At 60.8% G+C, this 17,986-nt stretch carries 20 protein-coding genes; 14 read left to right on the forward strand and 6 right to left on the reverse strand.

Features of this window, described 5'->3' with window-relative positions:
* Positions 1 to 140 precede the first annotated feature (140 nt).
* The 5 genes from ACMX25_RS07995 to ACMX25_RS08015 all read left to right on the forward strand — a co-directional run bounded on the left by ACMX25_RS07995 (position 141) and on the right by ACMX25_RS08015 (position 5,772).
* Positions 141 to 1,160, forward strand: a complete 1,020-nt coding sequence (locus ACMX25_RS07995) for a LacI family DNA-binding transcriptional regulator (protein ID WP_414949109.1) — start codon at positions 141 to 143, stop codon at positions 1,158 to 1,160.
* Positions 1,161 to 1,162: 2 nt separating this feature from the next.
* Entirely contained in the window at positions 1,163 to 2,650 is a 1,488-nt protein-coding gene (locus ACMX25_RS08000) for a sugar ABC transporter ATP-binding protein (protein ID WP_414949111.1), read from the forward strand.
* Complete coding sequence (locus ACMX25_RS08005) at positions 2,631 to 3,647, forward strand: ABC transporter permease (RefSeq protein ID WP_414949112.1); 1,017 nt, start codon at positions 2,631 to 2,633, stop codon at positions 3,645 to 3,647. The genes ACMX25_RS08000 and ACMX25_RS08005 overlap by 20 nt, the downstream gene beginning before the upstream one ends.
* A gap of 62 nt (positions 3,648 to 3,709) precedes the next feature.
* A complete protein-coding gene (locus ACMX25_RS08010; protein WP_414949113.1) occupies positions 3,710 to 4,672 on the forward strand; it encodes a substrate-binding domain-containing protein in 963 nt (320 codons plus the stop codon).
* 44 nt (positions 4,673 to 4,716) lie between these two features.
* Positions 4,717 to 5,772, forward strand: a complete 1,056-nt coding sequence (locus ACMX25_RS08015) for a sugar phosphate isomerase/epimerase family protein (protein ID WP_414949115.1) — start codon at positions 4,717 to 4,719, stop codon at positions 5,770 to 5,772.
* Between the two features lie 24 nt (positions 5,773 to 5,796).
* On the opposite strand, the gene ACMX25_RS08020 is transcribed toward ACMX25_RS08015, so the two are convergent.
* Both ACMX25_RS08020 and gndA read right to left on the reverse strand, forming a co-directional pair.
* Positions 5,797 to 6,261 carry a DUF4365 domain-containing protein gene (locus tag ACMX25_RS08020; protein ID WP_414949116.1) on the reverse strand — a complete coding sequence of 155 codons (465 nt, stop codon included), beginning with the start codon at positions 6,259 to 6,261 and terminating at the stop codon, positions 5,797 to 5,799.
* A gap of 337 nt (positions 6,262 to 6,598) precedes the next feature.
* On the reverse strand, positions 6,599 to 8,005 hold the full coding sequence (gene gndA / locus ACMX25_RS08025) for an NADP-dependent phosphogluconate dehydrogenase (RefSeq protein ID WP_414949118.1): 1,407 nt from the start codon (positions 8,003 to 8,005) through the stop codon (positions 6,599 to 6,601).
* Positions 8,006 to 8,427: 422 nt separating this feature from the next.
* On the opposite strand from gndA, the gene ACMX25_RS08030 reads away from it, so the two are divergent.
* From ACMX25_RS08030 to ACMX25_RS08065, 8 genes are all read left to right on the forward strand, one after another.
* Positions 8,428 to 8,781 (forward strand): hypothetical protein, encoded by a 354-nt coding sequence (locus ACMX25_RS08030; RefSeq protein WP_414949120.1) that lies wholly within the window; start codon positions 8,428 to 8,430, stop codon positions 8,779 to 8,781.
* Between the two features lie 63 nt (positions 8,782 to 8,844).
* Positions 8,845 to 9,801: a 2-dehydropantoate 2-reductase gene (panE, locus tag ACMX25_RS08035; RefSeq protein WP_414949121.1), complete on the forward strand. Its 957-nt coding sequence runs from the start codon at positions 8,845 to 8,847 to the stop codon at positions 9,799 to 9,801.
* A gap of 171 nt (positions 9,802 to 9,972) precedes the next feature.
* Positions 9,973 to 10,569: a chromate transporter gene (locus ACMX25_RS08040; protein ID WP_414949122.1), complete on the forward strand. Its 597-nt coding sequence runs from the start codon at positions 9,973 to 9,975 to the stop codon at positions 10,567 to 10,569.
* Entirely contained in the window at positions 10,566 to 11,096 is a 531-nt protein-coding gene (locus ACMX25_RS08045; RefSeq protein ID WP_414949124.1) for a chromate transporter, read from the forward strand. Before ACMX25_RS08040 ends, ACMX25_RS08045 begins: the two co-directional genes overlap by 4 nt.
* Positions 11,097 to 11,190: 94 nt before the next feature.
* Positions 11,191 to 11,529, forward strand: coding sequence for a thioredoxin family protein (locus tag ACMX25_RS08050; RefSeq protein ID WP_414949126.1), 339 nt, complete (start codon positions 11,191 to 11,193; stop codon positions 11,527 to 11,529).
* 162 nt (positions 11,530 to 11,691) lie between these two features.
* Positions 11,692 to 12,519: a 2-oxo-tetronate isomerase gene (otnI, locus tag ACMX25_RS08055; protein WP_414949127.1), complete on the forward strand. Its 828-nt coding sequence runs from the start codon at positions 11,692 to 11,694 to the stop codon at positions 12,517 to 12,519.
* A gap of 139 nt (positions 12,520 to 12,658) precedes the next feature.
* Positions 12,659 to 14,236 (forward strand): aldehyde dehydrogenase (NADP(+)), encoded by a 1,578-nt coding sequence (locus ACMX25_RS08060; protein WP_414949129.1) that lies wholly within the window; start codon positions 12,659 to 12,661, stop codon positions 14,234 to 14,236.
* Positions 14,237 to 14,288: 52 nt separating this feature from the next.
* The gene (locus ACMX25_RS08065; RefSeq protein ID WP_414949130.1) at positions 14,289 to 15,218 is read left to right on the forward strand and encodes an SMP-30/gluconolactonase/LRE family protein; all 930 of its coding nucleotides are present in this window, start codon (positions 14,289 to 14,291) and stop codon (positions 15,216 to 15,218) included.
* A gap of 15 nt (positions 15,219 to 15,233) precedes the next feature.
* On the opposite strand, the gene ACMX25_RS08070 is transcribed toward ACMX25_RS08065, so the two are convergent.
* The 3 genes from ACMX25_RS08070 to ACMX25_RS08080 form a co-directional block, all read right to left on the reverse strand.
* Positions 15,234 to 15,665 (reverse strand): GNAT family N-acetyltransferase, encoded by a 432-nt coding sequence (locus ACMX25_RS08070; protein ID WP_414949131.1) that lies wholly within the window; start codon positions 15,663 to 15,665, stop codon positions 15,234 to 15,236.
* A complete protein-coding gene (locus ACMX25_RS08075) occupies positions 15,666 to 16,265 on the reverse strand; it encodes a short chain dehydrogenase (RefSeq protein ID WP_414949133.1) in 600 nt (199 codons plus the stop codon).
* Positions 16,266 to 16,361: 96 nt separating this feature from the next.
* Positions 16,362 to 16,796: a hypothetical protein gene (locus ACMX25_RS08080; protein ID WP_414949134.1), complete on the reverse strand. Its 435-nt coding sequence runs from the start codon at positions 16,794 to 16,796 to the stop codon at positions 16,362 to 16,364.
* Between the two features lie 308 nt (positions 16,797 to 17,104).
* On the opposite strand from ACMX25_RS08080, the gene ACMX25_RS08085 reads away from it, so the two are divergent.
* Positions 17,105 to 17,269, forward strand: a complete 165-nt coding sequence (locus tag ACMX25_RS08085) for a hypothetical protein (RefSeq protein WP_414949136.1) — start codon at positions 17,105 to 17,107, stop codon at positions 17,267 to 17,269.
* A gap of 79 nt (positions 17,270 to 17,348) precedes the next feature.
* Here the strand turns inward: ACMX25_RS08085 and ACMX25_RS08090 are convergent, their stop codons facing one another.
* A complete protein-coding gene (locus ACMX25_RS08090; protein WP_414949138.1) occupies positions 17,349 to 17,975 on the reverse strand; it encodes a DUF3005 domain-containing protein in 627 nt (208 codons plus the stop codon).
* Positions 17,976 to 17,986: the final 11 nt, after the last annotated feature.

Genomic DNA, 17,986 nt, shown 5'->3' on the forward strand with positions numbered 1-17,986 from the left:
GGCTAGTATGCGCTAGTTTGCGACGTCCGCCGCAGAGCTTGGGTCCTGATGCTCCCCCTTCGTGTTTGTCCCTATCGCGTCCTGGCCCTCTCGCTCCAATAATGTAATCCATTACATCCGCGGACCGCGAGTTGAAACGAATGACCGCTTCATTGCGTTCCGCCGATGAAATCTCGATCTCCGATGTCGCCCAAAAGGCGGGCGTATCGGTCGCGACCGTATCCCGTGTGCTCAACGGTCACACCAACGTACGCGAGCCCACGCGCGACAAAGTGCTCGCAGCGGTTGCCGCCAGCGGGTATCGGATCAACGAACTCGCGCGCAATTTGCGCACCGCGGAAAGCCGCATGCTGCTCACCATGGTCCCCGACTTCGGCAACCCGTTCTACGCGGCCATCGTTCGCGGCATCGACAGCGTCGCGCGTCAAAACGGCTATTTCATGCTGCTTTGCGATACCGGCGCCGATCCCGGCCGCGAGCGCAGTTATTTCGACTTGCTGCGAGGCCGCCGCGCCGACGGTGCCATTTGCCTCGATCCTGCCGCGATCCAGCAGGCGTTGGTCGAAGAGGCGGCCACGCTGCCGTGGGTAGCGTGTTGCGAATTCGATCCGGCCGCAGGCGTGCCGTATGTAGGCATCGACAACTATCAAGCCGCCGGCGATGCAGTACGCCACCTGCTCAGCCAAGGCCACCGGAAGATCGCGCTGATCAATTCGGGCCACGGATACTTATATAGCCGCCAGCGCGCGGAAGGTTATCGCGATGCATTGAGTGCGGCCGGGATCGACGCCGATTCCGCCTGGCAAGTCGACCTCGATACCCTCGATTACGCCGCCGGTGAAAGCGCAGCGCGGAAGCTCACCCGCTTGCGACGCAACCGGCCAACTGCTGTGTTCGCCGTCTCCGACACGCTCGCCATCGGCGTGATCAACGGCTTGCGTGGCGTCGGCTTGCGCGTCCCGGACGACATGGCGGTGATCGGTTTCGACGACATCGCGGTCGCCGCGCAAGTCGATCCACCGCTCACGACGGTCGCCCAACCCATGCGCGAACTGGGCGAAACCGCCGCGCGCCTGCTGCTCAAACGCCTGCGCGAACCCAACGCGCATGTGCCCGGCGTGCTGCTCCCGCACAAGCTGATGATACGAAGGAGCGCGTGATCATGAGCCTGGCCGTCAGCTTCGATAACATTGAAAAACAGTTTGGACCCGTTCGCGTGCTGCATGGCGTGAGCTTCGACCTGGCACCCGGACGCATCTACGGTTTGCTTGGCGAGAACGGCGCCGGCAAGTCGACGTTGATGAAGATCCTCGCGGGATACGAACGCCCTGGCGCGGGGTCGGTTTCCATCGACGGCGTGGTCGTGAACTTCGAGAGCTCGCGCGATGCCGAAGCCACGGGCATCGTGCTGATCCATCAGGAACTGAATCTCGCGGATCATTTGAGCATTGTGCAGAACATGTTTCTGGGTCACGAGAAGAAGCGCGGCCTCTTCCTCGATGAACCCGCCATGCGCGAAGACGCGCGCGCACGTCTCGCCGATGTCGGCCTTCACAAACATCCGGATACACGCGTACGCAACCTGATCGTCGCGGAAAAGCAGCTTGTAGAGATCGCCAAGGCCATGCTGCGCGATGCCCGCCTGTTGATCATGGACGAACCGACCGCCACGCTCACGCCTGCCGAAACGCAACGGCTCTTCGCATTGATGGCGCGGTTGAAGGACGACGGCGTGACCATCATTTATATCTCGCACAAACTCGACGAAGTGGAACGCGTCACCGACGAAGTGATCGTGATGCGCGACGGCCGCTTCGTCAGCCGCGGGTTGACTGCCGAGACCACGCGCCAGCAGATGGCGAACCTGATGGTTGGGCGCGAAGTGTCCGACATGTTCCCCGATAAACCCGTCATTCCCGCCAATGCCCGCATTGCGTTCAAGGTCGATAACGCCTATGTGCCGGGCTGGGCGGAGAACGTGAGCTTCTCGGTGCAGGCGGGCGAAGTGTTCGGCTTCGCGGGACTGGTGGGCGCGGGACGCACGGAACTGTTTGAAGGACTCGTTGGCTTGCGGACACGCGCGGCGGGACACATCACGCTCGAGGGCGAAAGCATCAATCCGCGCAATCCCCGCGCTGCGATGAAACACGGCATCACGTATTTGAGCGAGGACCGCAAGGGCCGCGGCTTGCACGTCGACATGGCGTTGAAGGACAACCTCACCATGATGACGCTGGAACGCTACGCGCATCCGCTGCTCGACGCGCAAGCGGAACGCGATGCGCTTAAAAAGGCGGTCGGCGACTTCGGGATCCGCACGGGCAATCTGGCGAGCCGCGCGCGCATGTTGTCGGGCGGCAATCAGCAGAAGCTTGCACTCGCGAAGTTCCTGCATCCCGACCCACGCGTGATCGTTCTCGACGAACCCACTCGCGGTGTCGATGTCGGCGCGAAACGCGACATCTATTTCCTGATCCACGCGCTCGCCGCCGAAGGCCGTGCGGTGATCGTCATCTCATCCGAACTGATCGAGCTGATCGGTTTATGCCATCGCGTGGCGGTGATGCGCGGCGGGCAGCTTGTCGCCACGCTTGGGCGCGAACATCTGACTGAAGAGAGGTTGATCGCGCATGCGACCGGCACACACTGAAGGCGTTGAAGGATCGAGCCGCCTGGGCAGCTTTGCGCGGCGTCTGCACGGCGTCGGGCCGCTGCTCGGGCTGGTCGCGCTATGCATAGGCGGCACGCTGCTGAACCCGGATTTCGCCACCTTCGACAACGCGATGAACGTCCTCACGCGTACCTCGTTCATCGGCATCATCGCGGTCGGGATGACCTTCGTAATCATCTCGGGCGGTATCGATTTGTCGGTTGGATCGATGGCCGCATTGATCGCCGGCAGCATGATCTGGATCATGAACGCGCTTGCGCACGGGGTGGGCGGACATACGCTCGCGCCGCTCGCCATCATTACTGTCGGAATCGTTCTAGCCCTTGTTTTAGGGGGTCTTTTCGGTTTGGCGCATGGACTGCTCGTGACCAAGGGACGCATTGAACCGTTCATCGTGACACTCGGGACGCTCGGGATTTTCCGCGCAGTGCTGACGTGGCTCGCGGACGGCGGCGCGCTCACGCTCGACAACAATCTGTCCGATCTTTATGGCCCCGTGTATTACGCCAGTCTCTTTGGCATTCCCGTGCCTATCTGGGTGTTCCTGATCGTCGCGGCGGGTGGCGTGATCGTGTTGAACAGAACCGTGTTCGGGCGGCATGTGCAGGCGATCGGCTCGAACGAACAGGTCGCGCGTTATGCAGCCATTCGCGTCGATACCGTGAAGATCGTCACCTACGTGTTGCTTGGGCTGTGCGTAGGCGTGGCGACGGTGCTGTACGTGCCGCGCCTCGGGTCTGCCACGCCGACCACCGGCCTGCTCTGGGAGCTCGAGGCAATTGCGGCGGTGGTCGTCGGCGGCACTGCGCTAAGAGGCGGCGAAGGGCGCGTGATCGGGACGGTGATCGGCGCAATCCTGTTGTCGGTGATCGCGAATATCCTGAATCTCACCAGCATCATCAGTGTGTATCTCAACGCGGCAGTGCAGGGCGCCGTGATTATTTTCGTAGCGTTTTTACAGCGTGGACGTCGTTGAAGTGTGTTCGAACCGTGCCCTGAAATCCTCTCAGGCGCCTGTCAAAACAATGGAGACACAGCATGAAAAACATTCTTCGCGCACTCGGCGCCCCGCTCGTTACGTTGGCGCTGGCGGCGGGCACCGTTTCGGCCAATGCCGCCGATAAAGTCACGCTCGGCGTCGCTATTCCCACTGCGACGCACGGCTTCACCGGCGGCATCGTGTGGTGGGCCAACGAGGCCAAGAAGGAACTGGAAAAGGAGCATCCCGACCTGAAGATCATCATCAAGACAGCGGGCGGCGCGCCGGAACAAGCGAACCAGTTGCAGGACCTGGTGACCGTGAACAAGATCAATGCGCTGGTGATTTTCCCGTTCGAATCGGCGTCGCTGACGCAGCCGGTGGCGCAGGTCAAGAAGAAGGGCGTCTACGTGACCGTGGTGGATCGCGGACTGACCGATACGACTGCTCAGGATGCCTATGTAGCCGGCGACAACACCGCGTTCGGCAAGCTGCCGGCGGAATATCTGGCGAAGACGATGGACGGCAAGGGCGACATCGTCGCGTTGCGCGGTATCCCGACTACGCTGGATAACGAGCGCTGGGCTGCGTTTGAATCGGTGATCAAGCAGCATCCCGACATGAAGATCCTGGATGCCAAATACGCCAACTGGAATCGCGATGATGCGTTCAAGGTCATGCAGGATTACCTGACGCGTTTCAAGCATATCGACGCAGTCTGGGCAGCCGATGACGACATGATGATCGGCGTGCTGAAGGCGATCGATCAGGCAAAGCGCACGGACATCAAAGAGGTGTTTGGCGGCGCGGGATCGAAGGAAGCGGTCAAGCGGATCATGGACGGCGACCAGCTGGTCCAGGCAGATGTGTCGTACTCGCCGAAGTTCATCTACGACGCCATCAAGCTCACTGCAGAAGCACGTTTGAAGGGTGAAAAACTGCCGGCCACGACCATCATTCCTTCGGTGCTGATCACGAAGGACAACGCCAAGCAGTTCTACTATCCGAACTCGCCGTTCTGAACTCGTGACGGCTTGAGGACAGCACCATTTGCGGATCCATGCACATGAAAACCATCAAAGGCCCCGCCATTTTCCTGGCGCAGTTTCTAGGCGACACCTTGCCCTTCGATAACCTCGCGCATCTTGCGGGCTGGGCGAAGGGCCTGGGTTACGAAGGCATTCAGGTGCCGTGCGATCCGCGGCTGATCGATCTGGAGCAGGCGGCAAAGAGCGATGCGTATTGCGACGATCTGCGTCGCGTAGTGGACGACGCGGGCGTGAGCATCACGGAGTTATCGACGCATTTGCAGGGGCAGCTCGTCGCGGTGCATCCGGCCTACGACACCCTCTTCGACGGCTTTGCCGCAACGCATGTTCGCGGCGATCCGGCGGCTCGCGCCGCTTGGGCGATCGAACAGGTCGGGTTCGCGGCGGCGGCGTCGAAGCGCTTGGGATTGAACGCGCACGTGACGTTTTCGGGGGCACTGGCCTGGCCTTATTTGTATCCGTGGCCGCAGCGTCCACAGGGTCTGGTGGAGGCTGCGTTCGAAGAGCTGGCGCGGCGCTGGCGGCCGTTGCTGGATGCCTTCGATCAAGCCGGCGTGGATGTGTGCTACGAGTTGCATCCGGGCGAGGATCTGCACGATGGTGTGACGTTCGACCGTTTTCTTGCCGCCGTGGACGATCATCCGCGAGCGAACATCCTCTTCGATCCCAGTCATTTCTTGCTGCAGCAACTGGACTACCTTCAGTTCATCGATATCTATCACGAACGCATCAAGGCGTTCCACGTGAAGGACGCGGAGTTTCGTCCCAACGGCCGGCAAGGGGTGTACGGCGGGTATTCGGGCTGGGTGGATCGCGCGGGGCGATTCCGTTCGCTGGGCGACGGGCAAATCGACTTTGGAGCGATCTTTTCGAAGATGGCGCAGTACGATTTTCCCGGCTGGGCCGTGCTTGAATGGGAGTGCGCGCTGAAGCACCCGGAGGACGGCGCTCGGGAGGGGGCGGAATTCATCGGCAAGCATATTATTCGCGTAGCAGATCGGGCATTCGACGACTTCGCCGGAAGCGGCGCGGACGGTGAGCAAATACGGGAAGTGTTGGGGTTCGGGTCGTAAGGACACCGTTCCCCAGCCGGTCATTCAAGCCGACCTGATCATTCTTGGCGTGGATTCGAGCCGATCATCGCCATGAGTAACTCGATGAGCGGGAGCTTTATAGACAGGAATTTCGCGACGCGAGATGCTTGCCATGAGTTTCATGAGGCCCGCGCCGTCGAACACCTGATGTTTTGGAATTTTTACGGTGACCCCTGCCGGGTTGTCCGTGGGTGGAGCGCCACGCAGACTGACCCAGTAAGCGCATTTGCGAAGCACGAGTTGCTCGTGGGAATGCGTCAACCAGTCTTCGACTTTGGGCGGCAGGAATAACACCGCAAGTATTCGCGGCGACGCGTGTGTTTCACGACGCAGGTCGTCGTATTGCTGCGTGGCGGAGAGGAAATAGGAGAACGAATCGCCGTCGTCGAATGGCGGCTTGATGCTCGCCTTCAACTGGATCTTGATGTCGACTCGGTCAGGCTTCCGCCATTCGGAAATGGCTCCCAACCGGTGAGCATGGCGTCGGTCCCGGCATTGTCGCCGTGCCGGTTGCTTGTCTTGCAGTTGACGCCCGCATGAGATGCAATGGCGTGGAGGTAAGCGTAGCTCAACTCCGATTCCCGATTTACTGCTGAAAGTGCTGTTGTCATTATCGCCCCGCTGTTCCGTTATCCATCGATAGGACAGCTTAGGCGCAAACACTCACATTCGACTTGTGGAAAAATTCGCTGCGACAAAATTTGACGATAATGTGCAGGACAAGAGAAAACAAAAGAAAACGCCGACGCGAAAGCGTCGGCGTTGAATTACTGGGCTACAAAAACGTCAGCTGACTGCTCGGCACTTACGACCAGTCGGCGTGGAAGCTGCCCTTCTTGTCCACGCGTTCGAACGTATGCGCGCCGAAGAAATCGCGCTGTGCCTGCACCAGATTCGCCGGCAATGTCTCCGACCGGTAACTGTCGTAATACGCCACCGCCGATGAAAACGCCGGCACTGGCACGCCCGCCTTCACCGCGGCTACGACCACGTCGCGCAACGCACCTTGATACTTCGTTGCGATGTCGGTGAAATACGGATCGAGCAGCAGGTTGTGCAAGTCCGGGTTGGTCTTGTACGCGTCCGTGATCTTCTGCAAAAAGCCCGCACGGATAATGCAACCCGCCCGGAAGATCTTCGCGATCTGACCATATTGCAAGTCCCACTTGTACTCTTCAGACGCTGCACGCAACTGCGCAAACCCCTGCGCGTAAGAAACAATCTTGCTCAGGAACAACGCGCGCCGCACGGCTTCGACAAACGCATCGCGATCGCCATCAAACTTCGGCGAGGGTCCTGTCAATTGCTTGCTCGCTTCAACGCGTTGTTCCTTCAGCGAAGACAGCACGCGTGCGAACACGGCTTCCGTGATCAGCGGCAACGGAGCGCCAAGATCGAGCGCATTCTGGCTCGTCCACTTGCCCGTGCCCTTTTGCGCCGCACGGTCGAGAATGACGTCGACCAGAGCCTTGCCCGTTTCGTCGTCCTTCTTCGAGAAAATCTTCGACGTGATCTCGATCAGGTAGCTATCCAGTTCACCCTTGTTCCACTCGACATAAACCTTGCCCAGTTCTTCGTTCGACAAGCCCGCGACGCGCTTGAGCACGTCGTAGCTTTCGGCGATCAACTGCATGTCGCCGTATTCGATCCCGTTGTGCACCATCTTGACGTAATGTCCCGCACCGTCCGGGCCCATGTACGCCACGCACGGTTCGCCGTCCGGTGCCTTGGCGGCGATCTCGGTCAGGATCGGAGCCACCAGGTCATACGCTTCTTTCTGGCCGCCCGGCATGATCGACGGGCCCTTTAGCGCGCCTTCCTCACCGCCCGACACACCCGTGCCGATGAAGTGCAGGCCCGACTTGGCCAGGTCCGTGTTGCGGCGGATGGTATCGGTGAAATGGGTGTTGCCGCCGTCGATCAGGATGTCGCCCTTCTCGAGCAGGGGACGCAGCGAGTCGATGGTGGCGTCGGTGCCCTGGCCGGCCTTGACCATCAGCAGGATGCGGCGCGGTTTTTCAAGCGACTCGACAAATTCTTCCAGCGTGTACGAAGGCACGAGTTTCTTGTCGGGATGCTCGGCTATCAGTTCGTCGGTTTTTTCGCGGCTGCGGTTGTACACGGACACCGCGTGGCCGCGGCTCTCGATATTCAACGCCAGATTGCGTCCCATGACGGCGAGGCCTACAACGCCGATTGCTTGCTTGCTCATGTTTCTCTCCGAATGACCGAAGCGCGGGCGGCTCGTGGCTACACGCGCGACGGATGCGATTTGTCAATTGGGGCGGTGCCCGCGACGGCGTTCCGAACAGGCTTTCGCACCGGGAAACGGGGGCGAAAGCGGCACGGACCGAACGCGTGTCCGTGAGCGCAGGCAGACGGAAACACGCGAACGCCGCGCAGAACGCGCAGACGGAGCGAGATTACCACTTTGACACGACGCTGGCAGACATCGCGCGCGCCCGCACGGCTGGAGGGCACGCGGACGGGGGCCGGGCAACACGCGCGACACCGGTCTAGAATGAGCATCCGCGGCGGGTTTCGGGGCGGTCCAACGCGTTCGAACCAGGCTCGAACCGGGCGGAACAAGCAACGGCAGGGGAACAGCAGGGCATCGGCATGGCGCTTCGGAAAGTGACTAAGCAAAAGACTCAGCAAAAGACCCCAAGGAGTCACCATTACCACGTGTACGTGATCGAACTGGCCGACACCGTCTGGAACGAAGCGCGATTCCGGCGCGCAAATCCGGATTACGTGCTCGGCATGCCCTTTGTCTATGTAGGCATGACGGGCATCGATCCCGATGTTCGTTTTGACAAACACAAAGCCGGTATCCAGTCGAACCGGTATGCGCGGGAATTCGGGCTGCGACTGTTGCCGCGGCTCTATGAACTGTATAACCCGATGCCCTACGAAGGCGCGCGGGAGATGGAAGTGGAATTGGCAATTGGCTTGCGGGAAGCCGGATACGGCGTCTGGCAAGCGTAGAACCAGGCAGCGCCGCCGCACCCGCGGCGGCATTCTGATCAGACTAAATGTAAGGAGCGGGGCATGCGGATTCTGGTGGTGGGTGCGGGCGCAATTGGCGGGTATTTTGGCGGACGGCTGCTCGATGCCGGCCGCGACGTGACGTTTCTGGTGCGCAAGCGGCGCGCTGCGCAACTCGCGCAGACGGGCCTCAACCTACGCAGCCCGAACGGTGATCTGTCGATACCCAATCCGCCCATCGTCTTGGCCAAAGACGTGCGCGAACCGTTCGACCTGATCCTGCTCAGTTGCAAGGCTTACGATCTCGACGGCGCCATCGAGTCGATAAAAACCTCGGTCGGTCCGAACACCGCCATCCTGCCGATGCTCAACGGCATGCATCACCTGGATGTGCTCGAAGCGCAATTTGGCGCGGAGCGCGTGCTCGGCGGCCAGTGCATCGCGGCCGTAACGCTCGACGCCGACGGCACGATCGTTCACTTGAACAAGCTGCATTCCATGGCGTTTGGCGAGCGCGCGGGCGGTTTATCGCCGCGTATCGAGGCGATCTCGGCGCAGTTGTCCGGCGCGCAATTCGACGCCGTAGCCAGCCCCCAGATCATTCAGTCGATGTGGGAAAAGTGGGTGTTCCTCGCGACGCTCGCGGCCGGCACCTGCCTGATGCGCGCACCGGTCGGCGACATCATCGCGGCGCCGGGCGGCCAGAAACTGCTGCTCGATCTCTTCGATGAAGCCCGCGCCATTGCAAGCGCGAACGGATTTCCGCCGGGAGAAGCCGTGGTCACGCGTGCGCGGGCGATGTTCACGGAGGCGGGCTCCACGATCACCGCGTCCATGCTGCGCGATCTGGAGAACGGCGCGCGGATCGAAGCGGACCACGTGGTGGGTGATTTGATCGCGCGTGCTGGAGGAGCTAAAGGCGCGCAAGGTACGGTCAGCACGCCACTATTTTCAACGGCCTACACGCATTTGAAAGCTTACGAATCCCGCCGCGAGCGGGGCGACGTCAAGGCTTCGTAAGCCGCCCGCGCGGATCAAGGCAAGGCGATGCCGGTGATTGCGCCGGCATCGCGTTTCGTCGACTAAAAAATTCGCAGCGCGCTTTAAACAGCCATTTCGTACTTTGAGGCGACGCCTATAACGCGTTACGCTTTGCGCTTCTTAAAAGCCAAAAGTAACGTTCGCCGAACCATGCACGATCATGCCTTGCAAGAGCCGCTCGCCCCGCCGACAGTCGCGGAAATTTTCATCGGCTTCCTGACGCTTGGGCTGACCGCGTTCGGCGGCGCGCTGCCGCTGGCACGACGCGAAATTGTCGAGCGGCGCAAGTGGCTCACTCCCGACGAATTCGTCGATCTGCTGGGCCTTTGCCAGTTCCTGCCGGGCGGCAACGTGATCAACCTGTCGGTCGCGGTCGGCATGAAATTTCGCGGTGTGGCGGGCGCGCTGGCGGGCCTGCTTGGGCTGATCGTCGGGCCTTCATTGATCGTGATCGGACTCGGCGTGCTGTATCAACGCACGCATCAGGACCCGCACATCCGCCATCTGTTTGCGGGACTCGCGGCGGCTGCAGCGGGCTTGCTGGTGTCGATGGCGATCAAGGTAGCGTGGCCGTTGCGGCGCAAATTTTCCATGGCAGCGGTCGCTGCGCTGGCGTTCATCGCGATCGCGCTGCTGCGCTGGCCGTTGTTGCCCGTGATGCTCGTGCTCACACCGGTTTCCATCTTCGTCGCGTCGAGGGTGAATCGCGAAGCGAAGCAAGAAGCGAAGCACGGAGACAGCCGATGAATCACGATCTTGTTTCGCTTGCGGCCATTTTCAGCCAGCTTTCACTGCTGGCCTTCGGCGGCGGCAATACCATCCTGCCCGAGATGCAGCGGCAGGTAGTGGACATACACCAGTGGATGTCGAAGGCGGATTTTTCCGCGCTGTTCGCGCTCGCCCAGGCCGCGCCCGGACCCAACATGATGATCGTGACGCTGATCGGCTGGCATGTGGCAGGCTGGCCGGGCGTGCTGGTGACATCGATTGCAAAATTTGGCCCGTCGTCAATCGTGACGGTCGCGGCCATGCACGCCTGGGAACGTTTCAAGGACCATCCGTGGCGGCGATACGTTCAACTCGGCCTCGTACCGATGACAGCCGGCCTGGTCGCGGCGAGCGCGTCGCTGATTGCCGAAGCGTCGGACACCCGCTTGATACTCACGGCCATCACGGCGCTCATTGCACTGCTGTCGTTCAAGACAAAGCTGCATCCGCTGTGGCTGCTGGCGGCGGGCAGCCTGATCGGGCTGACTGGCTTCGGGCAGTTCTAGGCTTGTATCGACGTTGAGGCAAAAGGCTGCGTCGAGCGCGCCGCGTCGTTGCTGAATAGAATGGCTGGACTTGCGTTCCGAGGAGAAAGACCTGATGGCGATGACCACTGAATTTGCACTTTCCGCGCCGCCGCGCGCTGACGTCGACGCGCTCGACGGGCCGACGGTCATTGAATTCGGCACGTCCTGGTGCGGCTATTGCCGCGCGGCACAGCCGCTAATCGCGGAGGCTTTCCAGGAACACGACAGCGTCCGGCATTTGAAGATCGAGGATGGCAGCGGCCGCCCACTTGGACGCTCGTTCAGGGTCAAACTCTGGCCAACGCTGATTTTCCTCGACAACGGGACCGAGGTCGCGCGGGTCGTGCGCCCGAAAAGTACATCGGAAATCCGCGATGCTTTCGCGCTGATCGACCATCCGGTTGCGCCGTAACGAGGGTTTTTACCGATCATTCCGGGCACGGGGTCCGGGAATATCATCGCGGCGAGGGCGCAGCGAAGGGTAAGGACGGACGATGCGCAAACCGGGCGCGGGAGTTGCGCAGTTCGTCTTGCACGCCGCTTGGGCGTTACCCCTATCCGCAGGAGGTTCATCATGCCGCGTTTCGCCGCCAACCTCTCCATGATGTACAACGAGCACGCGTTTCTCGATCGTTTTGGCGCGGCGGCACGTGATGGTTTCAAGGCGGTGGAATTCCTGTTTCCCTATGATTTCCCGCCATCGGAGATCAAGGCTCAGCTCACGGACAATGGCCTCAAGCAGGTGCTGTTCAACGCGCCCCCGGGCGACTGGACCGGCGGTGAACGCGGCATTGCCTCGCTGCCGGGACGTGAGGAAGAGTTCAAGCGCAGCATGGAGATTGCTCTCGACTATGCCGCTGCGCTCGGCAACGACCGGCTTCATGTAATGGCCGGGTTGCTTGAATCGACACAGCCAACGCAGCAGTTGCGCGAGCAGCATCGCGACGTCTATATCAGGAACCTGACACTCGCTGCCAGCATGGCGCAAACGGCGCGCGTGACCATTGTGATCGAGCCGATCAATACGCGTGACATGCCCGGCTATTTCCTGAACCGGCAGGATCAAGCGCAAGCAATTTGCGAAGAGATTGGCTTGCCGAACCTGCAAGTCCAGTTTGACTGTTATCACTGCCAGATCGTGGAAGGCGACCTGGCGGTCAAGCTTCGCCGCGACATGAAACGGCCCAACGCGGGCATCGGCCATATTCAGGTTGCGGGCGTTCCCTACCGTAATGAGCCGGATACGGGCGAAGTCAACTATCCGTACCTTTTCGATCTCATCGATTCACTCGGCTATGGCGGGTGGATCGGCTGCGAATATCGGCCGCGCGCAGGCACGTCCGACGGTTTGAGCTGGCTCACGCCCTATCGTCACTCAGGTCCATCAGGTCACGCATCATGACCGTGCCCTGAAACTTTCCTCGCGGCGTGGCAGTCCACGCCAACAAGCAAGCTTGCTTGCGCATCATGTCAGCGAATTTTTTTATCACTCACGGCGACCATCGCGGTCCGCGATCGGCGCTGCTTTCAGGAGAGTTCACATGCAGATCACCGGAGAAATGCTGATCGGTGCCACGGCGGTGCGCGGAAAAGACGCCACGCTGCATGCCTTCGATCCGGCGCGCGGCGTCGACTTGCAGCCGGCGTTCGGCGGCGGTGGAGCAAAGGAAGTCGCGCGCGCGGCCGAGCTTGCCGAGCAGGCATTCGATACCTACCGGCTCGCGCCGCTCGAAACGCGTGCGCAATTCCTGGAAGCGATTGCGGACAACATCGTCGAGCTCGGGGACACGCTGATCGAACGCGCGCAAGCCGAATCCGCGTTGCCCAAAGCACGTCTGGAAGGCGAACGTGCTCGCACGATCGGGCAACTCAAACTGTTTGCGTCGCTCGTGCGTGAAGGCCGCTGGCTAGCTGCCACGCTTGATTCGGCGCAACCAGAACGCAAGCCGTTGCCGCGTCCCGACTTGCGTTTGCAGAAGATTCCGCTTGGTCCGGTTGCCGTGTTCGGCGCCAGTAATTTTCCGCTGGCGTTTTCGGTAGCAGGCGGCGATACCGCCGCCGCGCTCGCCGCGGGTTGTCCGGTGGTCGTGAAGTCGCACCCGGCGCATCTGGGCACCTCGGAACTGGTCGGGCGCGCGATCCAGAAAGCGGTGGCGGATTCCGGTTTGCCCGAAGGCGTGTTCTCGCTGGTGGTCGGGGCGGGTAACGCGATAGGCGAAGCGCTGGTCGCGCATCCGGCTATCAAGTCGGTCGGGTTTACGGGCTCGCGGCGAGGTGGTTTGGCGCTGATCGAGATTGCATCGAAGAGGCGCGAGCCCATTCCCGTGTTTGCCGAGATGAGCAGCATCAACCCGTTCTTCGTGTTGCCGGGCGCGCTGGCCGCGCGTGCTGAATCGCTGGCGACGGGTTTTGTCGATTCAGTCACGCTCGGCGTCGGCCAGTTCTGCACGAACCCGGGTCTGGTGCTGGCGCTGGAAGGACCGCATTTGCAGGCGTTTATCGATTATTCGGTGAGTGCGTTTGAAAAGAAGGGCGCTCAGACGATGCTGACCGCAGGCATCGCGGCCGCGTATGAGGAAGGCATTGCGCGGCGCGATAAGTCCGGTGTGGAGCGCGTTGCAACCGGCGCTGAATCCGATGCATCCTGTCCGGCGTTGCCGGCGCTTTATACCGTGAGCGCCGAGAAATTCATCTCCACGCCGCAACTCGAGGATGAGATATTCGGACCCACGTCGTTGATCGTGATTTGCCGCAACGAGGACGAGATGCTGGATTTGGCGCGCCGTATTGAAGGCCAGTTGACGGCGACGCTGCAGATGGAAAACGACGACGTGCCGCTCGCGCGCCGTCTCCTGCCGATCCTCGAACGCAAGGCCGGCCGGATTCTGGCGAACGGCTTTCCGACCGGCGTTGAAGTATCGTATGCCATGGTGCATGGTGGGCCGTATCCCGCTACGTCTGATAGCCGCGCGACCTCGGTTGGCGCGATGGCGATCGAACGTTTCCTGCGGCCGGTGTGTTACCAGGACTTGCCGCAGGCTTTGCTGCCGCTTTCGCTTCAGGACGACAACCCGTTAAGCCTGTGGCGCCTGCGCGATGGCGAACTCGGCCCCAACTAAATACACGAAGCAAGCGACTCAAACGAATCAATCAACCCGGAGATGAAAACAGATGGAGCGCCGTTATCCCGATCCCGCCGTCCGAGTACTCGATCCGCGCTTCAACGCGCTGCGTGTCGGCATGGCGTCGGTCGAATGTTTGTATCAGGGGGCTCGCTGGTCAGAGGGGCCGGTCTGGTTTGGCGACAGCCGCACGCTGGTGTGGAGCGACATTCCGAACAATCGCATGCTGCGCTGGGACGAAGAAACGGGCGAGGTCCGCACGTTCCGCAAGCCCTCGAACAATGCCAACGGCAACACGCGCGACCGCGAAGGACGGCTGGTCACGTGCGAGCATCTTACGCGCCGCGTAACACGCACAGAGTACGACGGTTCGGTCACCGTGCTTGCCGATCAATACAACGGCAAGCCGCTCAATTCACCGAACGACGTGATCGTGAAATCCGATGGCTCGATCTGGTTCAGCGACCCGACCTTCGGCATTGACGGCTTTTATGAAGGCGAGCGCAAGGAGCCGGAGTTGACGCCGGCGGTGTATCGCGTCGATGGCAAGAGCGGCGAGATCACCATGATGGTGGACACGCTGATTGGCCCGAACGGACTCGCATTTTCGCCGGATGAGTCGGTGATTTATATCGTCGATTCGCGTGCGTCGCCGCGCAAGATCCTCGCCTTCGATATGTCCAGCGATGGCCTCAAGCTGACGAACCAGCGCGAAGTGATCGATGCCGGGCAGGGCACGCCCGACGGTTTTCGCGTCGATGTCCACGGCAACCTGTGGTGCGGCTGGGGTATGGGCAGCGACGAACTGGACGGCGTCAGGATCTTCACGCCGCAAGGTGAGGCGATTGGACATATCGCGTTGCCCGAACGCTGCGCCAACGTGTGTTTTGGCGGCCGTTATCGCAACCGCTTGTTCATGGCGGCGAGTCACGGCCTGTACTCGCTTTACGTCAATACGCAAGGCGTGATCGGCGGCTGAAACATGATCGCGATATCACGCCGGCGCGCGTTTTTCCATCAGCTTTTCCGGTTCGGCGGGCACGGCAAAACCGAAGCGGGCGTACAGCGTGTGAGCGCTTGAAGTTGTCAGCATCACCTTGCGCAAGCCCTGCAAATCCGGATGCGCCAGCACGCATTCCACCAGCCATGTGCCCAGGCCGTCGCGTTGACGGCCTGGTAGCACGAATACATCGGCGAGATACGCGAAGCTCACGGTGTCCGTGATTGCGCGGGCATAACCAATTTGTGCATCGCCGTGAAACAGGCCGAACGCGAGCGAATGCGCGGCAGCGCGCTCGACCTTCTCGCGCGAGATGCCGGGCGACCAGTAAGCCACCTCGCTCAAGTACCTATGGACGACGTCGAAGTCGAACGTATCGACGTCCGTGGTGACCCGATAATCGTCCCTCGACCATTCGCTAACCATTCAACGCACCTTGTAAATGCGGCCGGTTTCAAGGCCCTCCACGCTGCGGCTGTACGCCAGCGCGACACGCGCACCGGACGCCGCTTCGAAGCCGCGAAAATACGGGCCGAACGATTCACGCGCTTCTTCCAGCATGGTCGCGTTGACCACGTTGATGCGCAGACCGCGCGGCAGTTCAATCGCGGCGCCTCGCACGAACCCTTCGATAGCCCCGTTGACCGCAGCTGCACTTGCGCCATATTTGATCGGTTCATCGCCCACGATTCCGCTGGTCAGCGTGAACGAGCCGCCGTCGTTCAAATATTGTTGAGCGACTAGCACGAGGTTGACCTGGCCCATGAGTTTGTCGTCGAGGCCAATGCGGAATTGCTCGGGGGTCATCTGCGTGAGTTCGCCGAAGTGAACATGTCCGGCAGTAGCCACAATGGCATCGACCTGACCGATCGATTTGAACAACGCATGAATGCTGTCGATCTTCATCAGGTCGACGCGGTGCGCACCGCGCGTGGCGCCAATTTCGACGACTTCGTGACGTGGCTGGAATTCGGAGAAGACGGCGCGGCCGACTGTGCCGGTTGCACCAATGACAGCAATTTTCATGGGAGGCTCATCGAAGAAGAATCGGGCTCTTATTGTGCGTTTTACAGGCCGCCTGGACAAGCGGCCCGCGCCGGTTCTCTTAGATGAACTTGAACTTCAATGGGTCCCGTGCGACGCGTTCGGCGAGAGCAGGAAGATCGAGGCCGCCAGCTTGAACACCAGCACGATGCCGGTCACGAGCGCGGCGACCGGGATGACGTGCCATTCGGCGGCCAGCATGGGACCGACCAGCACGACCGACGCAAAGCCGAGCACCACGGTAATCCAGCGTGCCCATTGCAACCGGAACGCCACGCATAAGTACAAGCCGCCAATCAACGCTCGCGATGCAATCAGCGCGGCAATGGGCTCGCCCGGACCCGTCATCAGCGCCAGCCCCATTTCGGCCCATGAGAGGGCGTATGCGAGTCCGAGGCACACCAGCGCGGTGGAGAGCGCTTGCCCACGCCACTGGGCGCGCACGCCATGCGTATGCGGTGTCTGCTCCAACGGCTGTAACGCGTCGTTCGAGTAAATATTGGTTGTGTTCATGCTGGCCCCCGCCGCTTGGTTTTCCGATGCATCGTGCTGCATTCGTCTGATTCGCGGGAGTCTTAATGCACGGGTCGTGCCAGATCAGCCAAAAGTTGGGAACATCGCTTGCTTTCAACTACTTAGGCTTATGTGCAGAGCCCGCGTGGCGGCACGTGCAGCGGTGATTTGCCTGAGGAATGCTCAAATTTCCTCTTGAGGTTTCAGTCGAAAACAAGGCAGAAAAGCGGCCGCACGACACCACGCGATTGCAACGATGCCGCATCTCGTTAGCAGTCTTTACACGCACCACCGACCAGGAGTCAGGCATGACCACGACGAAACCGAAGGAACAGCATCCGCATTCGCATCGAGAGGAAGAAGACGTCGATCGTGCCGTGGAAGATACTTTTCCCGCCAGCGATCCGCCCTCGACAGGCGGCGTGACCCGGATTGAATCCGACGATGAGAAGGGCAAGAAGGAAAAGAAATGAACCGGAGATGAACTGAAAGAAGGACCGAAAACCGCCAAGGCTTTCGGTCCTTCTTTCTTCTTGGGCAGCTAACGCCGGCTTATTTCTCGCGCCGCTGAATTTCAATCAGCCGCGATGGCCTGACATGATTGATGGCGAAATGCCTGCGTCCGCGCAAGTTGTAACCGTGGGGATCGCGTTCGACGAATTCGTACTGGCGTTCCACCTCTTCCACGTCCGGCGCAATCATGCCTTTATCGACGACGCTGAAGCCTTCCTCCAGCGCGAGCGCCAGCCCATTGCGAGCGGGACGGCTATCGAAACCGCCCAGGCCATCGCCTTGTTCATAGTGCGAATTCACCAGCGTTGCATCCACGCCGACAAACGCATTGGGGTTGTTTTCGATCATGCTCACGTCGCGCGAAGCGTCGCGATTTTTTCCGTCAGCGTCGACGGTATCGTCCAGCGTGTCGTCATTCAGAACATCCATTGCCTGATGCGTGACGTTGGTGTCGCCGAGCGGCCCCGCATTCTCCAGCGATGAATCAGGCACGGCGCCACCCGTCTGTCCATGCCCCGCTTCGAGCCCGTTCTTGCGTCCCTCCGCTGCCGCCGCCACGTCAGCCGGCTTGGCTTTTGCGGTTTCGGTTTCCGGCTTCTTCAACGGGCTGTCAGCCGCGCGCTGCGCTTGCTTGTCCTGCGATTCACTATTCTGTGGGTCGTTCATGATTCGCTCCG

It is taken from the genome of Caballeronia eucalypticola (assembly GCF_047608185.1).
GTDB lineage: Bacteria > Pseudomonadota > Gammaproteobacteria > Burkholderiales > Burkholderiaceae > Caballeronia.

What these genes read in the sequence shown, in the direction of transcription:
- ACMX25_RS08085 (WP_414949136.1), top strand. Translation starts at nt 17,105, where the DNA reads ATGACCACGACGAAACCGAAGGAACAGCATCCGCATTCGCATCGAGAG.
- ACMX25_RS08050 (WP_414949126.1), top strand. Translation starts at nt 11,191, where the DNA reads ATGGCGATGACCACTGAATTTGCACTTTCCGCGCCGCCGCGCGCTGAC.
- ACMX25_RS08080 (WP_414949134.1), bottom strand. Translation starts at nt 16,796, where the DNA reads ATGAACACAACCAATATTTACTCGAACGACGCGTTACAGCCGTTGGAG.
- ACMX25_RS08040 (WP_414949122.1), top strand. Translation starts at nt 9,973, where the DNA reads ATGCACGATCATGCCTTGCAAGAGCCGCTCGCCCCGCCGACAGTCGCG.
- ACMX25_RS07995 (WP_414949109.1), top strand. Translation starts at nt 141, where the DNA reads ATGACCGCTTCATTGCGTTCCGCCGATGAAATCTCGATCTCCGATGTC.
- gndA (WP_414949118.1), bottom strand. Translation starts at nt 8,005, where the DNA reads ATGAGCAAGCAAGCAATCGGCGTTGTAGGCCTCGCCGTCATGGGACGC.
- ACMX25_RS08000 (WP_414949111.1), top strand. Translation starts at nt 1,163, where the DNA reads ATGAGCCTGGCCGTCAGCTTCGATAACATTGAAAAACAGTTTGGACCC.
- ACMX25_RS08075 (WP_414949133.1), bottom strand. Translation starts at nt 16,265, where the DNA reads ATGAAAATTGCTGTCATTGGTGCAACCGGCACAGTCGGCCGCGCCGTC.
- ACMX25_RS08005 (WP_414949112.1), top strand. Translation starts at nt 2,631, where the DNA reads ATGCGACCGGCACACACTGAAGGCGTTGAAGGATCGAGCCGCCTGGGC.
- ACMX25_RS08010 (WP_414949113.1), top strand. Translation starts at nt 3,710, where the DNA reads ATGAAAAACATTCTTCGCGCACTCGGCGCCCCGCTCGTTACGTTGGCG.
- ACMX25_RS08070 (WP_414949131.1), bottom strand. Translation starts at nt 15,665, where the DNA reads ATGGTTAGCGAATGGTCGAGGGACGATTATCGGGTCACCACGGACGTC.
- ACMX25_RS08060 (WP_414949129.1), top strand. Translation starts at nt 12,659, where the DNA reads ATGCAGATCACCGGAGAAATGCTGATCGGTGCCACGGCGGTGCGCGGA.
- ACMX25_RS08065 (WP_414949130.1), top strand. Translation starts at nt 14,289, where the DNA reads ATGGAGCGCCGTTATCCCGATCCCGCCGTCCGAGTACTCGATCCGCGC.
- panE (WP_414949121.1), top strand. Translation starts at nt 8,845, where the DNA reads ATGCGGATTCTGGTGGTGGGTGCGGGCGCAATTGGCGGGTATTTTGGC.
- ACMX25_RS08090 (WP_414949138.1), bottom strand. Translation starts at nt 17,975, where the DNA reads ATGAACGACCCACAGAATAGTGAATCGCAGGACAAGCAAGCGCAGCGC.
- otnI (WP_414949127.1), top strand. Translation starts at nt 11,692, where the DNA reads ATGCCGCGTTTCGCCGCCAACCTCTCCATGATGTACAACGAGCACGCG.
- ACMX25_RS08045 (WP_414949124.1), top strand. Translation starts at nt 10,566, where the DNA reads ATGAATCACGATCTTGTTTCGCTTGCGGCCATTTTCAGCCAGCTTTCA.
- ACMX25_RS08015 (WP_414949115.1), top strand. Translation starts at nt 4,717, where the DNA reads ATGAAAACCATCAAAGGCCCCGCCATTTTCCTGGCGCAGTTTCTAGGC.